At 59.3% G+C, this 21,841-nt stretch carries 23 protein-coding genes, 1 tRNA gene and 1 pseudogene; 9 read left to right on the top strand and 16 right to left on the bottom strand.

Annotation, left to right across the window (positions count from 1 at the left end; all coding sequences use genetic code 11):
* Positions 1–85: 85 nt before the first annotated feature.
* Positions 86–904, top strand: coding sequence for a DUF1350 family protein (locus tag NW858_RS07320; RefSeq protein WP_414335863.1), 819 nt, complete (start codon positions 86–88; stop codon positions 902–904).
* Here the strand turns inward: NW858_RS07320 and NW858_RS07315 are convergent.
* Positions 901–1,311: a hypothetical protein gene (locus NW858_RS07315; RefSeq protein ID WP_414349167.1), complete on the bottom strand. Its 411-nt coding sequence runs from the start codon at positions 1,309–1,311 to the stop codon at positions 901–903. The genes NW858_RS07320 and NW858_RS07315 overlap by 4 nt on opposite strands.
* A gap of 208 nt (positions 1,312–1,519) precedes the next feature.
* Between NW858_RS07315 and NW858_RS07310 the strand changes: the two genes are divergently transcribed.
* Positions 1,520–1,753 (top strand): hypothetical protein, encoded by a 234-nt coding sequence (locus NW858_RS07310; protein WP_414337264.1) that lies wholly within the window; start codon positions 1,520–1,522, stop codon positions 1,751–1,753.
* Positions 1,754–1,959: 206 nt separating this feature from the next.
* Here the strand turns inward: NW858_RS07310 and NW858_RS07305 are convergent, their stop codons facing one another.
* Complete coding sequence (locus tag NW858_RS07305; protein ID WP_414520202.1) at positions 1,960–2,991, bottom strand: hypothetical protein; 1,032 nt, start codon at positions 2,989–2,991, stop codon at positions 1,960–1,962.
* Positions 2,992–3,352: 361 nt separating this feature from the next.
* The gene (ribD, locus tag NW858_RS07300) at positions 3,353–4,453 is read right to left on the bottom strand and encodes a bifunctional diaminohydroxyphosphoribosylaminopyrimidine deaminase/5-amino-6-(5-phosphoribosylamino)uracil reductase RibD (RefSeq protein WP_414520213.1); all 1,101 of its coding nucleotides are present in this window, start codon (positions 4,451–4,453) and stop codon (positions 3,353–3,355) included.
* A 243-nt stretch (positions 4,454–4,696) separates the two neighbouring features.
* Between ribD and ppc the strand changes: the two genes are divergently transcribed.
* On the top strand, positions 4,697–7,633 hold the full coding sequence (gene ppc / locus NW858_RS07295) for a phosphoenolpyruvate carboxylase (protein WP_414520201.1): 2,937 nt from the start codon (positions 4,697–4,699) through the stop codon (positions 7,631–7,633).
* Positions 7,634–7,673: 40 nt separating this feature from the next.
* Here ppc and NW858_RS07290 read toward each other — a convergent pair whose 3' ends face one another.
* Positions 7,674–8,480, bottom strand: coding sequence for a Ycf66 family protein (locus tag NW858_RS07290; protein ID WP_414367760.1), 807 nt, complete (start codon positions 8,478–8,480; stop codon positions 7,674–7,676).
* A gap of 165 nt (positions 8,481–8,645) precedes the next feature.
* Here NW858_RS07290 and NW858_RS07285 point away from each other — a divergent pair, with 165 nt between their 5' ends.
* Positions 8,646–9,047: a hypothetical protein gene (locus NW858_RS07285; protein ID WP_414335877.1), complete on the top strand. Its 402-nt coding sequence runs from the start codon at positions 8,646–8,648 to the stop codon at positions 9,045–9,047.
* Positions 9,048–9,341: 294 nt separating this feature from the next.
* Here the strand turns inward: NW858_RS07285 and aroH are convergent, their stop codons facing one another.
* The 6 genes from aroH to NW858_RS07255 form a co-directional block, all read right to left on the bottom strand.
* Positions 9,342–9,716, bottom strand: a complete 375-nt coding sequence (gene aroH / locus NW858_RS07280; RefSeq protein ID WP_414334481.1) for a chorismate mutase — start codon at positions 9,714–9,716, stop codon at positions 9,342–9,344.
* A gap of 90 nt (positions 9,717–9,806) precedes the next feature.
* Positions 9,807–10,496: a V4R domain-containing protein gene (locus tag NW858_RS07275; RefSeq protein WP_414334479.1), complete on the bottom strand. Its 690-nt coding sequence runs from the start codon at positions 10,494–10,496 to the stop codon at positions 9,807–9,809.
* Positions 10,497–10,560: 64 nt separating this feature from the next.
* A complete protein-coding gene (locus tag NW858_RS07270) occupies positions 10,561–11,043 on the bottom strand; it encodes a hypothetical protein (RefSeq protein WP_414520200.1) in 483 nt (160 codons plus the stop codon).
* 45 nt (positions 11,044–11,088) lie between these two features.
* Positions 11,089–11,340: a hypothetical protein gene (locus tag NW858_RS07265; protein WP_414520199.1), complete on the bottom strand. Its 252-nt coding sequence runs from the start codon at positions 11,338–11,340 to the stop codon at positions 11,089–11,091.
* Complete coding sequence (locus NW858_RS07260; protein WP_414334474.1) at positions 11,337–12,020, bottom strand: V4R domain-containing protein; 684 nt, start codon at positions 12,018–12,020, stop codon at positions 11,337–11,339. Before NW858_RS07260 ends, NW858_RS07265 begins: the two co-directional genes overlap by 4 nt.
* 147 nt (positions 12,021–12,167) lie before the next feature.
* Positions 12,168–12,479 (bottom strand): Hfq-related RNA-binding protein, encoded by a 312-nt coding sequence (locus NW858_RS07255; RefSeq protein ID WP_414510307.1) that lies wholly within the window; start codon positions 12,477–12,479, stop codon positions 12,168–12,170.
* Between the two features lie 291 nt (positions 12,480–12,770).
* Here NW858_RS07255 and gvpA point away from each other — a divergent pair, with 291 nt between their 5' ends.
* The 5 genes from gvpA (at position 12,771) to NW858_RS07230 (ending at position 16,083) form a co-directional block, all read left to right on the top strand.
* The gene (gene gvpA / locus NW858_RS07250) at positions 12,771–12,989 is read left to right on the top strand and encodes a gas vesicle structural protein GvpA (protein ID WP_011429717.1); all 219 of its coding nucleotides are present in this window, start codon (positions 12,771–12,773) and stop codon (positions 12,987–12,989) included.
* Between the two features lie 239 nt (positions 12,990–13,228).
* Positions 13,229–14,236 (top strand): gas vesicle protein GvpC, encoded by a 1,008-nt coding sequence (gene gvpC / locus NW858_RS07245; protein WP_414520198.1) that lies wholly within the window; start codon positions 13,229–13,231, stop codon positions 14,234–14,236.
* An 88-nt stretch (positions 14,237–14,324) separates the two neighbouring features.
* Positions 14,325–15,209 (top strand): gas vesicle protein GvpN, encoded by an 885-nt coding sequence (gene gvpN / locus NW858_RS07240; protein ID WP_414334468.1) that lies wholly within the window; start codon positions 14,325–14,327, stop codon positions 15,207–15,209.
* 41 nt (positions 15,210–15,250) lie between these two features.
* Positions 15,251–15,583 (top strand): gas vesicle protein, encoded by a 333-nt coding sequence (locus NW858_RS07235; RefSeq protein ID WP_414334484.1) that lies wholly within the window; start codon positions 15,251–15,253, stop codon positions 15,581–15,583.
* Positions 15,584–15,657: 74 nt separating this feature from the next.
* The gene (locus NW858_RS07230) at positions 15,658–16,083 is read left to right on the top strand and encodes an LptA/OstA family protein (RefSeq protein WP_414334466.1); all 426 of its coding nucleotides are present in this window, start codon (positions 15,658–15,660) and stop codon (positions 16,081–16,083) included.
* A gap of 170 nt (positions 16,084–16,253) precedes the next feature.
* On the opposite strand, the gene NW858_RS07225 is transcribed toward NW858_RS07230, so the two are convergent.
* From NW858_RS07225 to NW858_RS07200, 6 genes and pseudogenes are all read right to left on the bottom strand, one after another.
* Positions 16,254–16,327: transfer RNA gene (locus NW858_RS07225), tRNA-Arg, on the bottom strand.
* 21 nt (positions 16,328–16,348) lie between these two features.
* A complete protein-coding gene (locus NW858_RS07220; RefSeq protein ID WP_414334483.1) occupies positions 16,349–16,981 on the bottom strand; it encodes a ribonuclease HII in 633 nt (210 codons plus the stop codon).
* Between the two features lie 62 nt (positions 16,982–17,043).
* Complete coding sequence (locus NW858_RS07215; RefSeq protein ID WP_414520197.1) at positions 17,044–19,209, bottom strand: Rne/Rng family ribonuclease; 2,166 nt, start codon at positions 19,207–19,209, stop codon at positions 17,044–17,046.
* A gap of 778 nt (positions 19,210–19,987) precedes the next feature.
* On the bottom strand, positions 19,988–21,007 hold the full coding sequence (locus NW858_RS07210) for a TIGR03936 family radical SAM-associated protein (RefSeq protein ID WP_414520196.1): 1,020 nt from the start codon (positions 21,005–21,007) through the stop codon (positions 19,988–19,990).
* Positions 21,004–21,528, bottom strand: a complete 525-nt coding sequence (locus NW858_RS07205; protein ID WP_414520195.1) for a tetrahydrofolate dehydrogenase/cyclohydrolase catalytic domain-containing protein — start codon at positions 21,526–21,528, stop codon at positions 21,004–21,006. The genes NW858_RS07210 and NW858_RS07205 overlap by 4 nt, the downstream gene beginning before the upstream one ends.
* Positions 21,525–21,841 (bottom strand): annotated as a pseudogene (locus NW858_RS07200) (arginine decarboxylase); the annotation flags it as partial. The pseudogene NW858_RS07200 and the gene NW858_RS07205, both read right to left, overlap by 4 nt.

Below are 21,841 nucleotides of genomic sequence, written 5' to 3'. Positions count from 1 at the left end.
GAAGCGCGCGAAGTGGCAAAATCGGACTGCCGGGCGCCGGGTTGTGGGGAGAGCCCCAACAAAATCGCAGGTGAGGTCGCAAACCATGGCACCGACTTGGCAGACAGATGGGCACACTTGGTTTCTTCTGCCCGCTCAACCCCGTGCCGTAATTCACTTTCTGGGCGGAGCGTTTGTGGGAGCTGCCCCGCAAGTGTTCTACAGCCGCCTGCTCGAAGAACTGGCCCGCATGGGCATGGCCATTGTGGCTACCCCCTACAGCACCGATATCGATCACGCTCAACTGGCTCTCAATGCAGCCCAATCTTTGCACAGAAGCCTGCAAAGCAAAAATTTGCTAGGTCTACCCCTGTTTGGCTTGGGCCATAGCCTGGGCTGTAAGTTGCAGATCCTCTCTTGTCTGGCCATGGGATCCCAGCGGCGAGGCAATATTTTCCTGGCCTACAGCAACGCCGGGCTGGATCGGGCTCTGCCCTTGCTGCGGCTGTTGGCTCAAGCTTGGCCTCAACAACAACTGTCCGATCTGTGGCGGATGTGGATGGGATCCTCTTCGCCGCCTGTGAACCTGTGGTTGGAGTTCGAGCCTTCTCCGGCAGAAACCAATCGCTTAATCGAGGAGCAGTATCCGGTCAGCAACAACCTGCTCGTGGAATTTCGCCACGATGATATCGACGATGTTCCTCTGCTTTACCAACAGCTTTGCCGCAAGTATCGAAGTTACACAGAATGGCAACACTTGGAAGGGGATCACCTAACTCCGCTGGGTTTTAGCTACCCTTTCCCAGTTGGGGAAGAATTCAGCCCCATCGATGCTTTTGGACAGTTGATTTACCAAAGCTGGCTGGCCCCCAACCACCAGATGATCCGCAGCATTCAAGCCTGGCTATCCACCCACCTCGCCTAGTCAAGCCAGCTCAGATCGGAAAGCAGATCCAGATCTTGAGAGTGGGAAAAGGAGGAGTGCGCCTGGAGATGAAACAACATCTGTAGGGTGTCGCTCATGAGAAAGTAACAGGTCAAGACGCCACCGGCAGCCACGGCCACCAGTGTCCCGGCCAACATGCGCGAGAACTCCTGACTCTGAAAAGCCTGCTCCATCAGGCGCAGGGCCCAGAATCCCAACAGGACAACAATAGCAAGGATGATCAACATATCGTAATCTATCGTAACAAGTCTGCTGCCCAACGGCCATTGGCAAAGTTGAATAAGAATATAAAGAACCTGGTTGCCCCTCATGCTCGATGACTCGGCGTCGGTGTGCAGAAGTGCCTGGATCTGTAGTCCTTTCCGGTTGGCCTTGTTGCGGGCCATGAGCACAAAAGGGATCCCGCCGGCGAGATCGCAGATCACCGACCGGTATCGTCTGGCTCCTCTGGGCCGGCAGTTGCTGCAAGATCTGGAGAGGAGTGAAGCGAGGATCTCCGCAAGCTGGGCAGAACAGGCTGACCTGCTGGCGACTGCTCTCCTGACGATCCCCTACACTGGAGCTAATTTTCGATGGTCGCCCTGGAGGTGAGATGTGTTACGGCCAAAGTTGAGGCGTGTGCCCGGATCCCTGGCACTTCAACGTTCTCTTCAAGCTTCTTTGCAACAGCGCAGCCGGGCGATCAACCGTCGCCGCACACTGCTCTACCGCAGAACTCGCTTGCTCCACCGACGCAACTTGCCCCTTTACCTGCGCAACTTGCTGTTGCAGTACCGCACCAGCTTTATCTACAACCTCAAAGCCAGGCCCGTGATCAGAACTCGCTAGAGAATGTCGAGCTATCTTTTCACTCTCAGCGCAATAGTCTTCACAGCGCGAAAAATAGGCAGATGGCGATGGACATCGCCCTACCGGAAAAGCCTGGATTTATAGTCAAAAATTGTTCTCTGTAAGCCTTATCTCCCCCTTCCTTCTAAGAGAGAGGCTGGGCTCCCTCCGAGAGAAAAGAGTTGGAAGTGGGAGCCAAGCTAAGGCTACCGAATTGTGAAGCGGCCAACTCCTATCTTCTCGCCGTTGACCTGAACCTCGACACGGTAGCGCCCGGTGTAGGGTTGGCTGAAGCTGAGAAAGCCTTGCACCGTGTCGGCCAAGGGATCCCAGGGAAAATCAAACTTGCGGATCAGTTGCTCGCCCCCGGCTTCTCCGCCCTCGTAGTACCAAAGCATCTCCACCTGGGCGTTGGCAGGGAGGCTGCCCACCGGCAAAATGGCCCAGACTAGGGTATCGGTGGTCTTGAACTCGGTTGTGGCCTCGCCAGGGCTGCCGTCCCCCCGACCTCGGTGCAGGCTGATCACGCTTGTCCCCGCCTCGTTTGGGGCCTTCTGGCTGTAGGCGCGGGCATCCGCTTGCGCTTCCTGACCGAGACGATCCAGCTCGGCCAGCAAATCTTCCTGCTGCTTCAGGGCATCGGTTGCTTCCTGCAGCCAGCGGGCGATCTGCCGCTCTGCGGTTGGGGCTTCTGGAGCTGGAGAAGAAGGCTTTCGGGTGACCCCCGTAAGGTTTTGGATGGGAAAGCCCCGAGCCGTCCCCACCTCGCTGCCCAGCAAGTTGAGCCAGCGACTCCGGATTTCGGGTGTCATCTCTGGCTTGGTGGCGTAGGCAATGCGCACAGGGCCGTCTGGGCCTTGGGTGATGCGGCCAATCTCATGCTCTTGGATCCCGGCAGCCTGCCCACGACAGCCGGCGCTACGGAACTCGTAGAGAACATCTTCTTCGCCCTCCCAATGAAACTCCCAAGTCATTTGGAGACAGTTGGCCAAGAGGTCATCCCGAAGGCGGTTGGCCACCAAGCGCGGCGATCCCTCGACATGAATGTCCATGACGGAGAGCATTTCACTCCAAGAGGACAAGCTCTCTCCAGGCCGTGTAAGAAGGGTTAGAGTAAGCCCTTCCAGGACTTGATGATCGGCGAAAACCCACTCCCCCAATCCTTCAATGAGGACATTTCCTGAGAGGCTGAGGTAAGGCGAGGTAAAGAGCAGGCCGGCAAAAAGGTTTAACATCATGATGATCCTCCCTACCAGGATTTGTACTGGGAAAGTTCTCAATCAGCTCGCCGGGCAAGCAATGAAAAACGACTGGACAAAGAAGCTAGAGTCTTCGTCATTACCTTTCACAAGGTTCACCTCAGGAGAATCTTGACAGATCCCTACAGCTTGATTTTGCTGACCTTACCGAAAGATCCTTATGACCCCCTAGAATATCGGCCAGCATAGCACAGTTGAGCTCAATTCTGAAACCTACTTTGCAAGAATGCTGTATTTTTCTGATCAGTATATTCATTTACATTGAACAGATATCAGTCTGTTCGTTCAGACACTTAAAACCCTCCGGATAGCCCTCGCGAATTTGTCAACAATCGATCTCTTAGTCATCGGGGCTAGAAGAGGGGATCTTCCCGGTGATCAGCCAGTTATCCCCCACAGTCTGCAGTTGCGGCTCCAGCAGTTGCCAGCTCTGGTTAACGTCAGGGATCCCTTCTCCTCCTACGGGGGTTGGGGCGTCGGCCCCGCCCAAGATCTTGGGAGCGATGAAGGCGGCCACTTTCTGGATGGCCCCATCTTTGAGGGCTGCCCAGGCCAGGGTGCCGCCGCATTCCCAGAGGGCGCTCAGACAGCCTCGCTCGAAGAGGGCCTGTGCTGTCTGGGCCGGGGTTACTTGATCCAGGTGCAGCAGCTCCACCCCTTGCTTGGCCAGGGATCCCCAGAGGGAATGGGTCTCTGAGGCTTCGGTGATCACCAAAGTTGGTGCTTCTTCCACCTGCCACAGGTGCGCCAGCGGGGGCAGATTCAGAGAGCGGCTGAGAACCACCCGCAGGGGCTGGGATCCCTGAAAATCCGGCAGGCGGCAGGTGAGGCGGGGGTTATCGTGCCAGACAGTTTTCGATCCCACAATGACTGCATCGTGCCAGGCCCGCTGGCGGTGAACCCACTCTCGCGCCAGGGGGTTGCTAATCCACTGGCTGTGGCCGGTGGCGGCGGCGCTCTTGCCGTCTAGGGTCATGGCGTATTTCAGCAGGCCAAAACACCGTTTCTGCACAATGGCGAAGGCAAAGCCCTCGTTCAATTCTTGGCACTCCTGCTCCAGCACCCCTACTGTTACCTCAACCCCGGCCTCCTGCAGGCGGCGGATCCCTTTGCCGGCCACCAGGGGATTGGGATCCTGCATTCCCACCACCACCCGCCGGATCCCAGCCGCCAGAATGGCCTCGGTGCAGGGGGGGGTACGCCCATAGTGGTTACAGGGCTCCAGGTTGACGTAGAGGGTGGCGCCCCTGGCCAGGGATCCCGCCTGTTGCAGAGCCAACACCTCTGCGTGGGGCTGGCCGGCCCCTGGATGAACGCCTTCTCCCACCACCTGCTCCCCCTGCAGGATCACGCAGGCCACCCGCGGATTGGGAGAGGGGCGCTGCGATGTGGAACGGGCCAGGGACAAACACCGCTCCATCCATTGCCGATCCGAGGTCATAAAATGGGCGTCCAGTCCAGGGGGCTGAAGCTGGCTATAGAGCTGCCAGTTGACGGTCAAAAGCTACGATAGATGCTCTAAATTCTAGCTCGGCTACCTGACGTCAAGAGGTGGGTATCGATCCAGATACGGGCAAGAAGTTGCCCCCGCCAATTCACAACCTCCTGACCGTGATACCTGCTACATCTTGGGTTTCGACAAACAGGCTCTAATATTGGGATGGTTGTTCTAGGAGCTGCCTTCATGACCTCTTCCCCCCACCTGACCGCTGCAGAGTGGGCAGCGGCTTCTGCCAACGGGCTGAAGGAGGCTGCCCTGCTTGGGGAACGCGATCCCTTGGCCCATCCCCTCCAAATCAACGAAGCCTTCAACCACAGGAACAACCTGTTAAACCGTCGCCTGCAACTGGTGGAAGAACTCTGGGAAGCCGTAATCCTGCAGGAGTGCGGGCAGTCTCTGGTGGAGCTGTTGCGGCGGCTGCGTTCCATGTGTTCCCCAGAAGGACAAGCCCTGGAGTACCCGATCCCAGAGGTGCTGCAAATTATCGAGCATCTCAGCCTCGATGCCACCATTCAAACGGCGCGCGCCTTTGCCCTGTTTTTCCAGTTGATCAACATTGTTGAACAGCACTACGAACGGGCCGAAGACTCCGACATGCGCATGGTGGACAGCCAGCAGCGCACGGTGCGGGAAAACGAAAAATTTGAACGGTTGTTCCCTTACCTGCGGGCTCAAGGAGTGCCGCCAGGCCTACTGCGCCGACTGCTGGAGCAGTTGCACATTCGCATGGTGTTCACCGCCCACCCCACCGAGATCGTCCGCCACACCATCCGGGAAAAGCAACGGGCCTTCTCTCGCCTGCTCAGCCAACTGGATTGGGCAGAACAGACTCAGCCTTTGCAGGCCCAGATGTTGAAAGAACAGATGGCGGAAGAGGTTTTGCTTTGGTGGCGCACCGACGAGTTGCATCAGTCCAAACCGACCGTTCTGAACGAAGTCGATTACACCTTGCACTATTTTGAAGAGGTTTTGTTTCAGGCTATCCCGCTGCTGCACGAATACCTCAGCCGCAGCTTGAAAAAAGCGTTTCCCGGCGTTGAGCCGCCGCCGGCAGGATTTTGCAACTTCGGCTCGTGGGTGGGCGGGGATCGGGATGGCAATCCTTCCGTCACCGCCGATGTTACCTGGCAAACGGCCCGCTACCAGCGCAACCTGATTTTGGGCAAGTACATCGAATCGGTGAAGGCGCTCACCAAAACCCTGAGCGTCTCTTTGCACTGGGGGGATGTGGACAGCCAACTGCTGGATGCCCTCGAGCAAGATCACCGCCTCATGCCGGAGGTTTACGAATCGTTTTCGCTGCAGTATCGCCAAGAGCCCTACCGTCTCAAGCTCAGTTATATGCAGCGGCGGCTGGAGTTGACGCGGGAGCGCAACCGCAACTTGGCCGACTCCGCCTGTCTGCCCGCCCCTCCCCCTGTGGACAACGCCTACGCCAATGCGGAAGAATTTCTGGCCGACTTGCAGCTTATCCAGCAAAGTTTGAAAAACAGTGGCCTTTCTTGCCGCCAGTTGGATCACCTCATCCAACAGGTGCAGGTGTTTGGCTTTCACCTGGCCCACCTGGATATCCGCCAAGACAGCAGCTACCACGAGGCCGCTCTCACCGAGATCTTTGAGTACTTGCGCATTTTGCCGCGGCCCTATAGCCAGATGACGGAAGAGGAAAAAACGGCTTTTCTTCTGCAGGAGCTGCAGACCCGTCGGCCCCTCATCCCCCTGGAGAGCCCTTTTTCCGAGAAAACGGCGGAGCTGATCGCCACCTTTCGCACCCTGCGCCGTCTGCAGCAGGAATTTGGCCTGGCCATCTGCCAAACTTATGTGATCAGCATGAGCCGCCAGTTGAGCGATCTGCTGGAAGTTTTGTTGATGGCCAAGGAGGTGGGCCTTTACGATCCCATCAGCGGGCGCGGATCCCTGGCAGTGGTGCCGCTGTTTGAGACTGTTGAAGACCTAAAGCGAGCGCCAGAGGTGCTGCGGCAGTTGTTGGAGATCCCTTTCTACCGCCAGTACTTAGCTCAGCAGGGGAACTTGCAGGAAGTGATGCTGGGCTACTCGGATAGCAACAAGGATTCTGGCTTTCTAAGCAGCAACTGGGAGATTTACAAAGCCCAACAACGCCTGCAGACGGTGGCCGAGTCCTATGGTGTGAAGCTGCAGATCTTCCATGGCCGGGGCGGCTCGGTGGGGCGCGGGGGAGGGCCGGCCTACGAGGCGATTTTGGCCCAGCCGGGGCGCAGCGTGGGAGGCCGCATCAAGATTACCGAGCAGGGAGAGGTGTTGGCTTCCAAGTATTCCCTCCAAGATCTGGCCATTTTTAACCTGGAAACCGTTACCAGCGCTGTGATCCAGGCCAGCCTGCTGCGCACCTACCCCAACGACCTGCACGAGTGGTCGCGCTTGATGGAATCCTTGGCAGAGCGCTCCCGCCAGGTGTACCGCAACCTGGTCTACGAGCAGGAGGGTTTTGTGGAGTTTTTCCATGAGGTTACCCCCATAGAAGAGATCGGCCAACTGCAGATCAGCTCCCGTCCTGCTCGCCGCAGCGGTGGCTCGAAAGATATTGGATCCCTGCGGGCTATTCCTTGGGTATTCAGTTGGACGCAGAGCCGCTTTCTCTTGCCGGCCTGGTATGGGGTCGGCACCGCCCTACAAGAATACGTGGCTAAGGGCGAGCACAACCTCAACCACCTGCAGCACCTCTACCGCGAGTGGCCCTTCTTCCGCATGGTGATCTCCAAAGTGGAGATGACTCTGGCCAAGGTGGATCTGCAAATAGCGCGTCACTACGTGCGGGAGATGAGCTCTCCAGAACGTTTGCAGCGGGCGATGGAGCTGTTTGAGTGCATTGCCCAAGAAATGTACCGCACGCGCACAATGGTGCTACAGATTACGGGTCACAGGGAACTGTTGGAGAACGATCCCTACTTGAAGCGCTCGGTGCAGTTGCGCAACCGCTCGATTGTGCCCTTGGGCTTTATTCAGGTCTCTCTCCTCAAGCGCCTGCGAGAGCACCAAGGAGCCCGCGCCGGGCGCACGCGCTACAACCGCGCTGAACTCCTGCGCGGAGCCATGCTCACCATCAACGGCATTGCCGCCGGAATGCGCAACACGGGCTGAACCCCTCAAACGCCGGCCAAGCTCAGATTGGTTCAGATCTTCAGAACAGGTCGTCATCGTACTCTTCTGGCTCCGCCTCTTCCACCTCGACCGATTCCACCTCGACAACGCGGCGGGAGGGACGACGGGGGGGCTCATTCGGGTAGCCTTCTCCTTGGTCTTGGGGCAGACGTGGGGGACGGCGGCGGGTGACCGTGCCTGTGCCGCGCTCCTCCTGCGTATCTACATCCTCTGGATACTCTCCGGTGGCGGGGCGACGGGCCTCTGGCGGCGGGGCGGGCTCATCGTAGTCGGTGTTTTGGCGAGAGCGGGATCCTGGCTCGTCGTAATACTCATCCACTTCGGGTCGGCGGCGCGGACGCACACGGGTATCGCTGGTCAGTTGGGGCCTGGGGCGACGCCCAGGCTCTTCGCTGCTGCGTTTGGGAATGGCGCGACTGTAAGAGGAGGTATCGCGAATGCGGGATCCTTCGGCCCGAGCAGAAACCGTGCGTCCTTGGGCATAGTCATCTAGGGGGTAGGTACGGCTGAAGTCTTTCTTGCGAACGGCTGGACGAACCCCGCCCACCTGCCGTACCTTTTCGCTCAAGAGAATCCGCAACCGGAAAGTTTCGATGGCAAACCAGCCGGCCATCACCGCCAGCAGCACCTGGGCAAAAAACAGCAACGGGATGAGCCGCTGACCCTCCAGAAGCAAACAGATGGAATAGATCAGGCCCATCGTGGCGAAAATCACATCCGATTCAGCGGAGGCCTCTCGCTTGATAAAGCGAACTGCGAAGATGGCTCCACTGGCAATCGCCACCAGCGCTGCCATCAAAAAATAGGGGCTTTGGGTGAGAAACATGCCAGGGATCCCTAAACAATGAAGAGGGGAGAGCGCTAAGCCTTACCCATTCCACAGCCGATCCTAACATCGATCCTCCCGCCGGCACGGACAACACCCGGGTTTGGATCCCTCTTGAATCCATGGGATCGGTGCTAAAATCGGCAACATCTTCCTGCATGTTCCATGCTGTATCTGGCACGGGTACACAAAAAGAGTCTCTTCGGCCAGGGGGAGCTGCAGCTCTTGGCTCGCCAGGCCGAAGAAGGGGTTTGGATCCCACTGCGCCAGCCAGAGTGGGTCACCTGCAAAGATGCTGGCCCTTACAACGTTGGCGTGTTGCTGCTGGTTGAGCTCTCGGAACAGCGGCGGGTAGAGCGGCTGGAAGAGGCGGCCATGAAGCTGGTGGAGATGTTGCACAGCCTGTCTCAAAACCGCAGTCTGGTGGATCTGTCGGAGATCGAAAGCTGGCGGCAATCTTTGACTCGCCAAAGCCAAGAGCTGAGCCGTCGAGAAGCCGAGGTGGCCGCCCGCCAAGAGCAACTGCAACAATGGGAAGCCCGCTTGCGCGAGAAGCTATCTTCCTGAATGCTCTACCGATCTTTTTCCCAAGCCGTCTGAGCCTGCCAGGGCGCGTTGAGACTAGCATAGCTCCCGGCTGCTCTAAGCCAACAACAGACGATCCCCTCTCCCTGAGTCAGCCCAAGCGCTCCGCGCCGCTCACGCGACCACCCCCAACCCCTCTCCCTGAGGCAGCCCTCACCCCCAACCCCTCTCCCTCAGGGAGAGGGGAGTTAGGGATGGATGTAGTTTCTTCATATTTTTTTGTTTGAAATGAGATAAATGGCCGTAACCGCGGAAAACCCCGCGGCTTCCCATCGGTTAAACAGCGCTGAGATCTGGCCTTAACTCGCGGGCACCTCGCAGATACACATGTTGCATGTCAGCTTGGGCAAGCGGAGTATTCAATTGGATCAGAACGCGAATACAACGGGGCAGGTCGCTGCTTACCCCCATCTGCTGCACATCCAACAACGGTACCGATTCCCAGCCGGGGCGACGACGGGCAAATTGGGCGGGAAAAGCCGCATTTAAATCAGGGGTAACGGAAAAAATAACGCTGACCAACTCAGCCAGATCTAGAGCGTTGCGATGTTCCAGTGCGTCCAACAACTCTGTTACTGCCGCTTCAATCGCCTCGGCAGTGTTTGCCGGTACGGTGATGGCTCCCCGAATTGCTCTGACTCGCCACCCCAATGGCCACACCCTCGCGCCTTTGAGCTCGTCTTGCTTCCAGAAAATTATACAGACTCATCTCCACGGGATCCCATCCCCTGCCAGCTCCGGTTAGGGGCCAGGCTGTAACAGCTTCTCCAGGATCTGAGCGTGGCTGAGGCCGGAGTCCACCCAGGCTTCTCCCTCTTTGAGGCGGGCGGCAGCGGTCAAGATAAACAAGTTGCTCTGCGCCCCCAAGGCCTCGCTGGTGGTTTGCACACAGGCCAGATCCTGGCCGGTTAACTGGCTAAACCAAGTGCCCAGCAGGCCTGCTTCCAAAAAGCCCATCGGGCGCTTGAAATGAGGGGGCGTAGCGGCAGCGAAGGGAGAGTTTCGGATCGACACCACCAGCACCCCCTGATCTTTGTAGGTCCAGTCGATCTCGATCAACCCCCAGCCGTGAGCTTTCCAAGCTTGTCTCAGACTTTGGAGGAAAATGCCCATCTCCAGCTCGGCCAGAGGCTTCTGGTAGTAGTCAGAGAGTTCCTGGGCAAAACGGCGGAAAAATTCCTTGCCCCACATACGACCACAGTTGCGCAACACCAGGCGAGCGGCTTGCCCCGTCTCGTATTCCAAGCCGGTGTAGATACCCCTCAGCAATGCCTCTGGAAGGGCCAAGAGCCGGTCACCGTGGCGACTCTCCAGCAAGCCTGACTCCAGGTCACTTTGCAGGTAGGCGCTGGGCGCGTAGTAGTTGCCCAAAACAGGCGTATAGGGGTCGAAGCTGGTGGAGCCATTGGGGATAGCGGTGGTGCCGGCCATATGTCAAAGATCCCTGGGCTATCAAGTAGGGCAGCGCAATTGGGAAACTCAGCAGGAGAGACCTCTACTCAGTTGATCTGAGTCCGTCCAAAGAGAGCAAAGCTGCTTGCGCCTGGGTGATCAAGGGGCGAATAAACTCTAGCTCTCCAGGGGCCAGATGATCCCTTAGCTCTTGCTGACAAATCCGATAAGCAACCTCGTAGGCGCTTTGCAGCTTGTACAGGCGCACCTCTTCCTCCATCCACTCGATCAGCCGCTCCTTCAACAGGTTCTCGTCCTGGAGCAACATGGCCAGAGCGCTGTAACGCAGCAACAGGATCAGGTGCCGCCGGCAGAGATCCACCACTTGAGAGGAAAGGTTGGGCATCTCCTTTTGAAGGGTGTTTAGGGTGCGGCTCACCATCTGGCTCTCCCCCTCCCGTACGGCCCGGTACACGTGCAGCCTTTTGGGCCAGCCGAGCACATAGGCTTTGAGCTGCTCCAGTTGCTCCGGTGTGAGGTAGCGGGCCTCTGCCTCAATTAGCATCTGCTCCAGTGGGCTCACCATCTCGCTCCTCCCAAGGGTCGGTGGGTGCTCAGCGGGTGTCGGAGTTCAAAACAGGCTGAATAAATCGGCCAAAGTAATCTGTTCCTCTTCAGGCTGAGGCGGCAGCGCTGCCGACAGGGATCCCATAGAACGGGCCGCCAAAGTCAGGGGATCCCCCGACCAGGGGATGGAGCCGAAGTACTCCCGCACCCCTACAAAAGGCATGGGCAGCGAGGGACTCTGCCGCGGTCGGCTATCCCAATTTAAATGGGCAAAAAAGCTCTGCACCGACTCTTCCAGAAAAACCTCTGCTGTCATGCTTTGGCCACTCCCTGACCGGAGCGCAACTTTTGGGCAATTTCGCCGGCGCTGGCCCCTTCGTTGAGCCAAAAGGCAGCGGCATCGATGCGATCTTTGCTGCCGAGCAAAAATTTGCAGTAGCTTTCCCCCATGGAATAGCACTGGATCTCGATGCAGTTGAGCTGCCGTTCCACCATGGCGCTAAAAAACCCGGCAAACAATCCGGCGTAGAGGTGGCAAACGGGCTTACCCACATCCCCCAGGGTGCGAGCCACAGCGGAGTCGAACAAATTAATGAAAATAAATCCCTGCCGCCGGCCCTCAGTCTCCACCTCCCAGCGCCCCCAGCCTTGCGAGGTCAAGGGCCACCACCAGGTTTCCAAAAGGAACATCAGGTGGCTCTGCTTGGGTTTGCGCCGATACTCCTCCTCGAACCAGCGGGAGAAGTGGATCGCGTCGTTGCTCCCCCACTCGCGGCCAATGGTGTACATCAACGAGGCAGAGGCATCCCCCACTTCTTCTTCTAAGCCCTGCTGTAGGCCCAGGATAAAGTCTTCGCTTACCAAGACGTTGCGCGCGCCCGTCCAGTCCACCAGGGATCCCTGGGAGGGGTCGAAACGATAAAAGTCTTCGCGGCTGTAGTGATTGTGCCGTTGGGCAGCAGGCTGCAGGGGCAACTCGAGGGGAGTGGTTGTCATAGGGGCGGAGAGAGGGTGTCCATTGTTTCACACTTCTTGCTGAATCATAGCCTTTCCGCCGAGGGCTTTGGCCAGGGCCGTCGATAGCTGCAAGAAAAGAGCCTCTGCTGCCGGGAAGCCAGCGACGGCGAGTGGGGGGACTTGGGTTTAGGAGGGAGGTCTGACTTTGACGAAGGCGATGGCGGAGCGCCACAGCAGCGCTTCCCGCCCTTCCGCATCGGCCAAACAGAGGCAGTCGGGATCCTGCCAGCGCAACTGGCCGACAAAGACATCCCCGGTGTTGAGCTTTACCTCAAGGATCTCTCGATCTTTGATCACTTTTTGCAGGCGACGCACGCTTGGGATCCCGGTGTCGAACTCGGTCACGGCAGCCCTCTTGGCCAGCGAAAGGACGGCAAGCGCACTGCTCTCAGTATAGGGGATCCCTGCTGGCCCGCACCTTGGCTGGACAATCTCCATAGCCGGGATCCAAAAACGCTCTTGCCCTCTGACCCACTTTTTCTTTCGGCGGGTACTATGTAGGGGGGATGGCGCTTGGAAAAGACGGTAAGTCTTGTCGGCCTGCCGTATTTTTTAAGCGAATCTACGGGTGTTCTCCCCGAAAAAAGTTAGCAGAATAGGGCTGGGGCGACAGAAAGTGCGCTTGTCGCCCTGGGGAAGGCAAATCCCAGCTTGGGATCCTTGTTGCCTGCTGTTTTGCTACAGAATTGTTTGTCTTTTTCAACCATCATCTGTGCAGGAGAGATCGTTATGGCAGTCGAGAAAGTGAACTCTTCTTCCAGCTTGGCCGAAGTGATCGACCGCATTTTGGACAAAGGGATCGTGGTCGATGCCTGGGTGCGGGTTTCTTTGGTGGGGATCGAGCTGTTGGCCATTGAGGCGCGCGTCGTTGTGGCTTCGGTGGAAACCTACCTGAAATACGCCGAGGCTGTGGGCCTGACGGCTACCGCTGCTGCCCCTGCCGTCTAAATCTGACCCAATCGCTCGATCCCCTTGCCTTCAACACCGCGGGGGTCGAAGGGTCGGGTCGTCGAGAAGGCGAGGCAGGGATCCGCTGTCGATCTCTGCCTTGTTTCCTTAGCTTCGGCTTGGGGATCGAGTTGGGCGGTGGTGTTGAGCTACAGGCCGTGCTGGTGGAGAGCGAGTTGGGAAAAAGCGGAGAACTGCATTCGCCCAGGCATTGAGAAGGACGTAGGGGATTGCACACCATGAGTTTGCAGGAACAGTGGGCCGCGGCCCGCAGCCGACGGGCGGCTCAAAATCAAAGTTTGTTAGGCGGATCCCGGCAGCAGCGCCTGGAGCAGCACCGCGCTCTGATGGCCGAGCTGAGACAACGTTGCCAGGAACGACAAGAGGCAATACGGCAGCAGAGAGAACAAACCCGCAGCCAACTGCGCAACCTGGAGCAGAGCCGGGCGGCGCAGCGAGCCTTGGACGAGCATTCTCGCATGGCGGCTGCGGCGCAGCGGGCTAAAACGGTGGCGGAGCTTCTCTCTCGCATGGCCCAAGAACGAGCCGCCCAATCGCAGGCCCAGCAGCAGGAGCTACAGACTTTTCAAGCCAACTTGACAGCGACCGCGGAGAGCTTGCTGAGCACCTGTGCCCAGGCGCGGCAGGCCATGGCCAACCAAACCCGACAAGTGCGGCAGGCTTTCTATACTGAGTTGCGGCAACGGGTACAAGCTTTGCGGCAACTGGCGCAGCAGGAGCTGGCTCAGATTGCTCAAGAACAGCGGGCAGAGGCCCAGGCTCTGCGGCAGGCTTTGACAGCTTTCCGCAAGGCGTTGCACGAGCAGGTGTGGGGGAATGGGATCCCAGGGGATCGGCCCATTGTCCCAGATCTTGAGGAATCTGAAGAGGGTGATAAGCCGCCTGAGAGCTCGGTCAAAGCTGCAACAACGATTTCGACTGAGGTTACCCAACTAGAGCTTGGAGTTCCAGTCTCAGACAACACAGCCCCTCCTCCTGTGACACCACCTGAACCTCCGCCAGTTCCGCCCGAGCCCGTCCCTGAGCCGGATCCCATCGTGGCCTACGTCAACGACTATGTGGCCAGCCTGCAAGCGCAGGATCCCGATGTCACGTTGCTGCAGGTGATCGGGGATCGGGAGCGGGTGCGGGATCTGCTGGCCCGCGGTGCAGTGGATCTGGGGGTGGATCCCTCGGAAATCTTGGCCACCTTGCGGCGTATGGTGTCAGCGACGGTTGTGGTCTGAGCCCAGCGCAATCCCTAGGAGCGCAAAAAGACCGTTGCGGCTATAGTCAAGGCAAGAGCGTCAAGGCAATTGAGAGTTGGGTATTGCTATGGCCACGGTTCTGCAGGCGCGTCCCCGCCAATTTGTGAACACTCCTTACATCGAGCGGATTACCCGCCGCGCTTTGCGCTATCTGCAATCGGGTTTTGCGGTGCATCTGCGGGGGCCTTCGGGCACGGGCAAGACTACCCTGGCGATGCATCTGGCCAGCCTGCTGGGCCGTCCCATCATGCTGATCTACGGCGATGATCGCTTCGATTCTTCCGACCTGATCGGCGGGCGCACCGGCTTTACCCATCGGCGGGTGGTGGATAATTTCATCCACTCGGTGGTGAAAATGGAAGAAGACGTGCGGCAGCGCTGGGTGGATGCCCGCCTCACCTTGGCCTGCCGCGAGGGCTTTACCCTCATCTACGACGAGTTCAACCGCTCCCGCCCTGAGGCCAACAACGCCCTCCTGAGCGCTTTGGAAGAGAGGCTGCTGGTGTTGCCGCCAGATAGCAACCGCTCCGAATATCTGCGGGTGCATCCCCAGTTCCGGGCCATCTTTACCTCTAACCCAGAGGAATACACCGGGGTTCACAAGGCCCAAGATGCGCTGCTGGATCGGATGATCACCATCGATATGGGGGAACCGGACATCGAGACCGAAAAAGAGATCCTCACTGCCCGCATTGGTCTATCTGCCCCCGATGCGCTCAAGATCGTGCACATTGTGCGGGCTTTTCGCCGCAAGCTGGATTTGACCCGCCACCCCAGCCTGCGCAGTTGTCTGATGATCGGGCGGATCGTCAAGGAGCACGAGCTGGCGGTGAGCAAAGACAATGCCGACTTTCGCGCTTTGTGTGCCGACGTGCTGCTGCCCCGGGCCGGCAAGCGCTATGAAGAGGGATCCCAGTTGCTGAATTATCTGCTAGACCAACTGCCTGGCTAGGTCTTCTGCCTGTGGGTGCGCTCTGGAGGTCGATGAACCCTGTGCCGATTAGCTCTCAACCCTTGAATACGGCCACTCACGGCTCCTCGCTAGCCGACGTGTTGGAGCGGGTGCTGGATAAGGGCATTGTTATTGCTGGAGACATCACCGTTTCGGTGGGCAATGTGGAGCTGCTCAATGTCCGCATCCGGCTGTTGATCTCTTCGGTGGACAAGGCCAAGGAGATCGGGATCAACTGGTGGGAATCGGATCCCTATCTCAACAGCCAAGCCCGGGAGCTGCTGGAAACCAACCGCCAGTTACTGCAGCGGGTCAGCGAGCTGGAAAAGCAACTGGCCCAAGGGCTGCCCAAGGGGGGAAATGGAAGCGATTAACACGTTGCCCCGTCAGAAGGGATCCGGGATCCCAGGCTAGACTGGCTGCTGGGGTGGTTTGACAAGGTGATGGGATGGCACTGGGGATCAACCTCGATCGCAAGGTTTTGGGCCGGCTGAGGGAGCTGGGCTGGTCGATGGGTGTGGTGGTGGCGCTTGCGATCCCCGGCCCGGCCTGGGGGCAAAATCCGCGCGCCATCAGCATTAGCGCTGATGTTCAGGAGGCCAATGCCAATACGGGGGTGTTTATAGCCACTGGCAACGTCACCCTCAGCTTCCCTGCCGAGCGCCTCACGGCCCGCGCCCAAAGAGCGGTGTACTACAGCCAGGAGCAACGCATTGAGCTGGAGGGCCAGGTCACCATCCGCCAAGGGGAAAATCAGTTGCAAGCAGAAAAGGTCATCTATTACATCGAAAAAGGCACGATCCAGGCTGCGCCGGCAGCAGGGAGCCAGGTGGAGTCCGTTTACGTGCTGCCAGAGCCGACCGCAAGCCCTTGAGATCGAGTGTTTGGCCCATCAACCCTCTGCGTTCCGGTCGCCCCTGAGGAATATGAGTTTGAGGCCAATGGGGTGATTCACCCCTGAATCAGCTTTGGATCCTGTTCCCAATGGCAAGTTATGCCCACCCTGCCCTACAGCAGGGACTTGGCTCGTCTGTACGTTTGAAGCGCCCACGAAAGGATTCGAACCTCCGACACCTGGGACCGGAACCCAGTGCTCTAGTCCACTGAGCTACGTGGGCAGCGCTATTGCATAACCTATCTTATCGCCTGATTTTCCCTTCTGCCAAGGGGAAAAAGCTGCGGCGGTGCTGCGGGGTCGGCCCTAGGTTTTGCAACGCCAGTCGGTGCTCCTGCGTGCCATAGCCCACGTTGGTGCGCCAGCCGTAGCCAGGGTACTGGTGATCCCAGCTTTGCATCAGGGCATCCCGCCAGACCTTGGCCACGATGGAAGCGGCGGCGATGGAGAGGCTGAGCTGATCCCCTTTAACCAGCGCCGTCTGCCGGGATCCCAGCTCGGCCAACGGCAACCCATCCAGCAAGATGTGCTCCACTTCCCCCACCTGCGCCAGCGCTCGTTGCATGGCCAGCAGCGTGGCCTGGCGAATGTTGAGCTGGTCGATCTCGGCGGCAGAGGCGCTGCCAATACCCACAGCCAGGGCCACCTGGCGAATCCGCTCCGCCCAGTGGGTGCGCTGCGGCGGGCGCAGTTGTTTGCAATCCCTCACTCCCTCCAGCGTTTTGGGATCCATCTGGGCCGGCAAAATGACCGCCGCTGCCACCACCGGCCCCGCCAGCGCCCCCCGCCCCACCTCGTCCACCCCCGCCACTCGGAGAATCCCCTGTTGCCAAAGGGATCCCTCCCAAACCAAACTGGGCTTCGCCGTCTTGCCCACAACGCCAGCCCTGGAGCCATCAACCCACCAGACCACCGTGCTCCTGCGCTCAACCGGCTGGTCTAACTGCTATGGGAGCGGCGTCGCCTGGAGGCTGCCGGAGATTGCTGGGCAGGGCTGATCCCCTGTTCCGCCGGTGGCTCGGCCAAGCTGCTCCCCACCGCTGATGGGAACGATTCAGCAGAGGGGATTTCGGGTGGGGGAAGGTTATCCACCGGCTCCTTCTCCTGTAAGGCATCCGCTTCGGGCACCCACTCCTCCGACTGAGCAGTGGCCTCAGTCTCTGGCCTGGTTTCCGCCTTGACAGTTCCCGGCAGAACCACCCTAACCGCCAGGTCGCGGCCCCAAGGTGGCGGCTGATCCAGAAGCAACAGCGGCGATAGCCCCAACTCCGAGTAGACCCGTTGTTGCAGCGGGGTCATCTCCACGGTGATGGTTTGCCGTGGCGGAGCTGGACGGCCTTCTGAGGACTCCGTCCCGCTGGCGCCAGCAGCTCGGGCCGGGGCAGTGTGGCTCTTGCGTAGGGTGGGTTCTGCCTCCTCGGCGCGGCCAGAACGGCGGGGTTCGCGGCGCTTTGGCTCTGCTCCACCCCCCTGCAGGGGATCCTCCCCAAGCGGCTCCGGGGTTTCCTCTTCGGCAGGCGTATCCGTGCTGCGCACAACGAGGCGCTGGCTGGTGCGGGGATCCCCCCAGTCTTCGCGGGAGCGCTTGCGTTCGGTTTCAACCCGTGGCTCCTCCAGATCGACCGAGGCAGCAAAGGGCGAAAAGGGATCCGGGCTGGGGCGTCGTTGTCCGGGGGCAGAGCGTGACCGCCGCAGCAGCGCGCGACTATCGCCTCGAGACAACCCATCGCTCCCGACTCGCAGACGGGCCCGTTGGGCGTTGCCATCGCGGGGCAGGATCGGGCCAGCCTCTTCCTCATCCCCTTCCTCCGCCTCGCTGGGCAGTGTTACAGTCAGGCCACTTTCGACGGTCAGCAGCCGTCCCGGCTCCGCCCCTGGCAGACGGGCCAGGATCCCCAGCCCCTCGCAGGTGGGGCAAGAATGGCCGAAGATCTCGTAAAGGCTTTGCCCCTGCCGTTTGCGGGTCAGCTCCACCAGACCCAATTCCGAGAGTTGGGCCACCTGGGGGCGAGCTTTGTCGCTGGAGAGGGCCTTGTTGAAGTGCTCCAAAACCAGCAACTGGTCGCGGCGGGAATCCATATCGATAAAATCCACCACGATCACACCGGCAATGTTGCGCAGTCTCAATTGGCGGGCGATCTCGGTGGCGGCCTCGCAATTGGTCCACAGCACCGTCTCGCGGGAGGTGGCCGATTGGGTGAAAGAGCCGGAGTTGACGTCGATCACCGTCAGGGCCTCGGTGGGCTCGATGACGATGTAGCCACCGGAGGGCAGATCCACCCGAGGCCGCAACGCCTGGCGAATGACCGCATTGACCCGGAAATACTCCAGGATGGGGGTGGGCTCGCGGTGGGCATCGACCACGACGCCAGGCGGCATCTGGCCCTTGTTCCAACCTTGCAGATAGCTGCGCACCCGCTTTGCGCCAGCAACAGAGTCGGTAACAATGCGGTTCACGTCCTCCGAGTAGACATCCCGCAGCACCCGCTGAATGAAATCATCGTCCCGGCTGAGCAGGCCTGGCTCCCGTGCCGCCTGATACTGCTGTTGAATATCTTCCCAGAGCTTTTTCAACTGCTCCAGGTCGTCGATTATCGCCTCTTCGGATACCCCCTCCGCTTCGGTACGTACCAGCAGGCCCATCTGCGGAGGTTTAATTAAGATAGCCAGGGATTTCAAACGGTTGCGTTCTTCCCGATCCTCGATGCGCCGGGACAGGTGAACGCCTTTGCCGTAGGGCCGCAACACCAAATACCGCCCTGGAAAGGCCAAATCTCCGGTTAGCCTTGGCCCTTTGTTGCCGGTGGGCTCTTTCATCACCTGCACCAGCACCTTTTGCTGGGGCAAGACCAACTCGGAGATGGAGGCATGGTTGCGTTTGAGGCGCAGCGGGCCTAGGTCGCTGACATGGATAAAGCCATTGCGTTCGGCGGGGCCGATGTTGACAAAAGCGGCATCAATGCTGGGCAGAACGTTCTCGATGATCCCGACGTAAACATCCCCCACTTGGTGAGCGCCGCTGGCGACGATCAGCTCCTGCACTTGGTCTTCGGCGAAGACGGCTGCCACTCGATGTTGCTCGGCAATGACGATCTGCCTGGGCATTAACCCTCCTCCCCGCCCCAAGGGCACGCGGTTGCGGACTGAACCCTCATTCGGGCGAGGCGTCGTCCTTTGGCCGGGATCCGCTCAAGTTTCTTTAACCAAGATCGACTCATCATGGAGTTGTCTATTACCCTAAGCTCTGCTCTGACGGAATAGAACCGATTAGCTTCCTCATCCAAGGGGTGAGGCGAGTTAAGTTCAGGTGAACTACCCGATGCTGGCCCTGGCGAGTCCAGCGCGGGGCTTCTGCTGCTTGCAACGAAAGCTCATCGGTGGAGATGCATGAATGGGGTGAGGTTTGCATGGAGATTCATGGATGGGCTCAATCGACAGGCTCAGTAAGCATGACGGCTCCGCCTCGGGAGATGGGACGCTGGCTCCTTGCAGAACCCCAATTGTGCGACCCCAGCCTGAGCCAACAACAAGACGGGGTTTGCACGTGGAAAGAAGCACCTTCTCAGGGTTAAGATATAGCCCGGGCTAGGTCAAACGGTCAGATCCCTCTGTTCACCTATGGTTTGACCCCGCCGTGCCTGTTACTTGCCCCGGGTACTGAGCTAAGAGTGTCTCCATTCCAAAACCCGGCCCAACCTTTGCCTGCTGCTCGCTCCGCCTTCGGTCAGGTTGATGCTCGGCAAGCCCCACAGCGGCAGGAGCCAGTAGTAGCAGCATTATAGCGCTTGTGGGATCCCTCAGCCCAGATAGGCACTTGGCCATTTTGCCGCGCAACGCTGATGCGACCGGATCTCAACAGCTGGGCTGCTCCCCTGGGAAATCCTTAATCCTGATCGGACAGGGGGTGTTCCCACAACAGGCGCAGCCGCTTGGCCGTCTGCAACGTCCAGCAGGGCAACCCCAGGGACTCGGCCATTTGCACCAGTTGGTTGGGCCGTAGGTAGGCGCCGTCGTTGCGGCAACTGCCGCGGTAGAGAAGGTGGGCGCTGCCGTCGGGGGCCAAGCCCTGAAACTCCAGGTAGTAGAGCAGGGCACGGGCATTGAAGGGAGCGGATTTGCCCGACTTGGAGCGTTTCTCAATCCAGATCTCGCGCGCATCCAGGATCTGGGTGACCCAGGCCGGCCAGTCGGCAGTGGGCGACTCGCAACTTACAGTGAGCTGATATTCGGCAGCATAGACGGCTTCGGTGGCCGAGGGATCCCGCAGGCCGATCGCTTGGATGGCTCGGATGGAGAGTTCAGGGGGCAGTTGTTCGCTCAGAAGGGCGCGCAGTTCCTCAGGGGTGACGGGCCCCTCAGGCCGCTCCAGCAACTCCAGATCGAGGATCTCTCCATAGCCTTCCTGGCCAATGGGTAGGGCGTTGGCGTTGGCCAGGCGGGGCATGGGGTGGTAGCCGCCGCTGAAGGCCAGAGGTAGCCCCGCTCGCCGACAAGCCCGTTCCCACAGCCGCATCAGATCCAGGTGGCCCAGCCAGCGCAGATCCCCGGTTTTGCCGTAGGTGATGCGGAAGCGCTGGGCGGGCGGCTGCGGCTCCAGGGGATCCGGGGTGGGGGTGGGCCGGCTTTGCAGGGGCGGGACGGGCGGGGGCGGGATAACGATGTTGTGGCCAAAGCCGGGGCCGCAGATGCCGCAGGCGGAGCACTTCTCAAAGGAACAATCTTCCACCGTGATGGCTTCCAGGGCGCGGTGGTAGTCTTTCTGCAGCCATTTTTTGTCGATGCCGGTATCGATGTGATCCCAGGGCAAGGGATCCTCCAAACCCAGCTCGCGCATGGGGAGATGGGCGCAGAGGGCGACCGGATCGGCGCTGGGATCCACGGCTTCGCCGCAGTAGGCCTTCACCCAGGCGGCATAGGCGGCGTCGATGTTTTCCCCACCAGGCGTCCCCGCCCCAGCACCACCACATGCTTCCCCGCCACCGATATTCCATAATGCCGCAAAAGCTCGACAATCCCCCAGGGCGTGGCCGCTACCCACTCCGCCCGCCCCTGCGCTAAAAGCCCCAGGTTATACGGGTGGAGCCCATCCGCATCCTTCTCCGGGGGAATAGCATCCAGCACCGCCGCCTCATCTATACCCCCCGGCAGCGGCAGCTGCACGATTAGCGCCGTATACAACGGGTCTGCGCCAAGCGCCTTCACCACAGACAGCACCTCTTCTGTCTTTGCCGTTTGGGGCAGGTGGATCTCCCGGGCTTCTATCCCTACCCGCTGAGCCGCCTCCAGCTTGCGCCTCACATATATCCGACTCGGCTCATGCTGCCCTACCCGAACTATCCCAAGACGCAACGTATGACTCTGTGCATAAGCCGATACCTCCGCTAAAAGCTTATCTGCGGCCGGCTTTCCCTGTAAAAGCTTCATAGGTAGCCAAGAATTTTCAATACCTGCTTGCTATTTTGCTCCTCATACAAAATCTCTACATGTGCCTGTCCATCCCGCTCCCGCCGGATCAAAATGTGGCGCGGCGTTGGAATCAAACAGTGGTGGATCCCCCCTACCCCACTAAGCGACTCCTGATACGCCCCGGTATGGAAAAATCCAATATACATTTCTTTCCGCGTCTTGGGTAAAAAGAGTACATTCGTATGCGCATCCCGGTAGTAATAGTCCTGTTCATCACAGGTAATCCCCCCTAAAATCACACGCTCATACTCCGCATCCCAGTTATTGAGTG

The sequence above is a fragment of the Synechococcus sp. H55.10 genome (assembly GCF_047502715.1).
Classification (GTDB): domain Bacteria; phylum Cyanobacteriota; class Cyanobacteriia; order Thermostichales; family Thermostichaceae; genus Thermostichus.
The sequence above is the reverse complement of the archived record's forward strand: the minus strand, read 5'-3'. Positions and strand labels throughout refer to the sequence as shown.

Excerpts from the sequence above, each read along its gene's own strand:
- NW858_RS07205 (WP_414520195.1), bottom strand. The coding sequence starts at position 21,528 with ATGAAGCTTTTACAGGGAAAGCCGGCCGCAGATAAGCTTTTAGCGGAG.
- NW858_RS07260 (WP_414334474.1), bottom strand. The coding sequence starts at position 12,020 with ATGACAACCACTCCCCTCGAGTTGCCCCTGCAGCCTGCTGCCCAACGG.
- NW858_RS07320 (WP_414335863.1), top strand. The coding sequence starts at position 86 with ATGGCACCGACTTGGCAGACAGATGGGCACACTTGGTTTCTTCTGCCC.
- NW858_RS07265 (WP_414520199.1), bottom strand. The coding sequence starts at position 11,340 with ATGACAGCAGAGGTTTTTCTGGAAGAGTCGGTGCAGAGCTTTTTTGCC.
- ribD (WP_414520213.1), bottom strand. The coding sequence starts at position 4,453 with ATGACCTCGGATCGGCAATGGATGGAGCGGTGTTTGTCCCTGGCCCGT.
- gvpA (WP_011429717.1), top strand. The coding sequence starts at position 12,771 with ATGGCAGTCGAGAAAGTGAACTCTTCTTCCAGCTTGGCCGAAGTGATC.
- NW858_RS07285 (WP_414335877.1), top strand. The coding sequence starts at position 8,646 with ATGCTGTATCTGGCACGGGTACACAAAAAGAGTCTCTTCGGCCAGGGG.
- NW858_RS07305 (WP_414520202.1), bottom strand. The coding sequence starts at position 2,991 with ATGATGTTAAACCTTTTTGCCGGCCTGCTCTTTACCTCGCCTTACCTC.
- ppc (WP_414520201.1), top strand. The coding sequence starts at position 4,697 with ATGACCTCTTCCCCCCACCTGACCGCTGCAGAGTGGGCAGCGGCTTCT.
- gvpC (WP_414520198.1), top strand. The coding sequence starts at position 13,229 with ATGAGTTTGCAGGAACAGTGGGCCGCGGCCCGCAGCCGACGGGCGGCT.
- NW858_RS07255 (WP_414510307.1), bottom strand. The coding sequence starts at position 12,479 with ATGGAGATTGTCCAGCCAAGGTGCGGGCCAGCAGGGATCCCCTATACT.
- NW858_RS07270 (WP_414520200.1), bottom strand. The coding sequence starts at position 11,043 with ATGGTGAGCCCACTGGAGCAGATGCTAATTGAGGCAGAGGCCCGCTAC.
- NW858_RS07215 (WP_414520197.1), bottom strand. The coding sequence starts at position 19,209 with ATGCCCAGGCAGATCGTCATTGCCGAGCAACATCGAGTGGCAGCCGTC.
- NW858_RS07230 (WP_414334466.1), top strand. The coding sequence starts at position 15,658 with ATGGCACTGGGGATCAACCTCGATCGCAAGGTTTTGGGCCGGCTGAGG.
- NW858_RS07315 (WP_414349167.1), bottom strand. The coding sequence starts at position 1,311 with ATGGCCCGCAACAAGGCCAACCGGAAAGGACTACAGATCCAGGCACTT.
- NW858_RS07290 (WP_414367760.1), bottom strand. The coding sequence starts at position 8,480 with ATGTTTCTCACCCAAAGCCCCTATTTTTTGATGGCAGCGCTGGTGGCG.
- gvpN (WP_414334468.1), top strand. The coding sequence starts at position 14,325 with ATGGCCACGGTTCTGCAGGCGCGTCCCCGCCAATTTGTGAACACTCCT.
- NW858_RS07275 (WP_414334479.1), bottom strand. The coding sequence starts at position 10,496 with ATGGCCGGCACCACCGCTATCCCCAATGGCTCCACCAGCTTCGACCCC.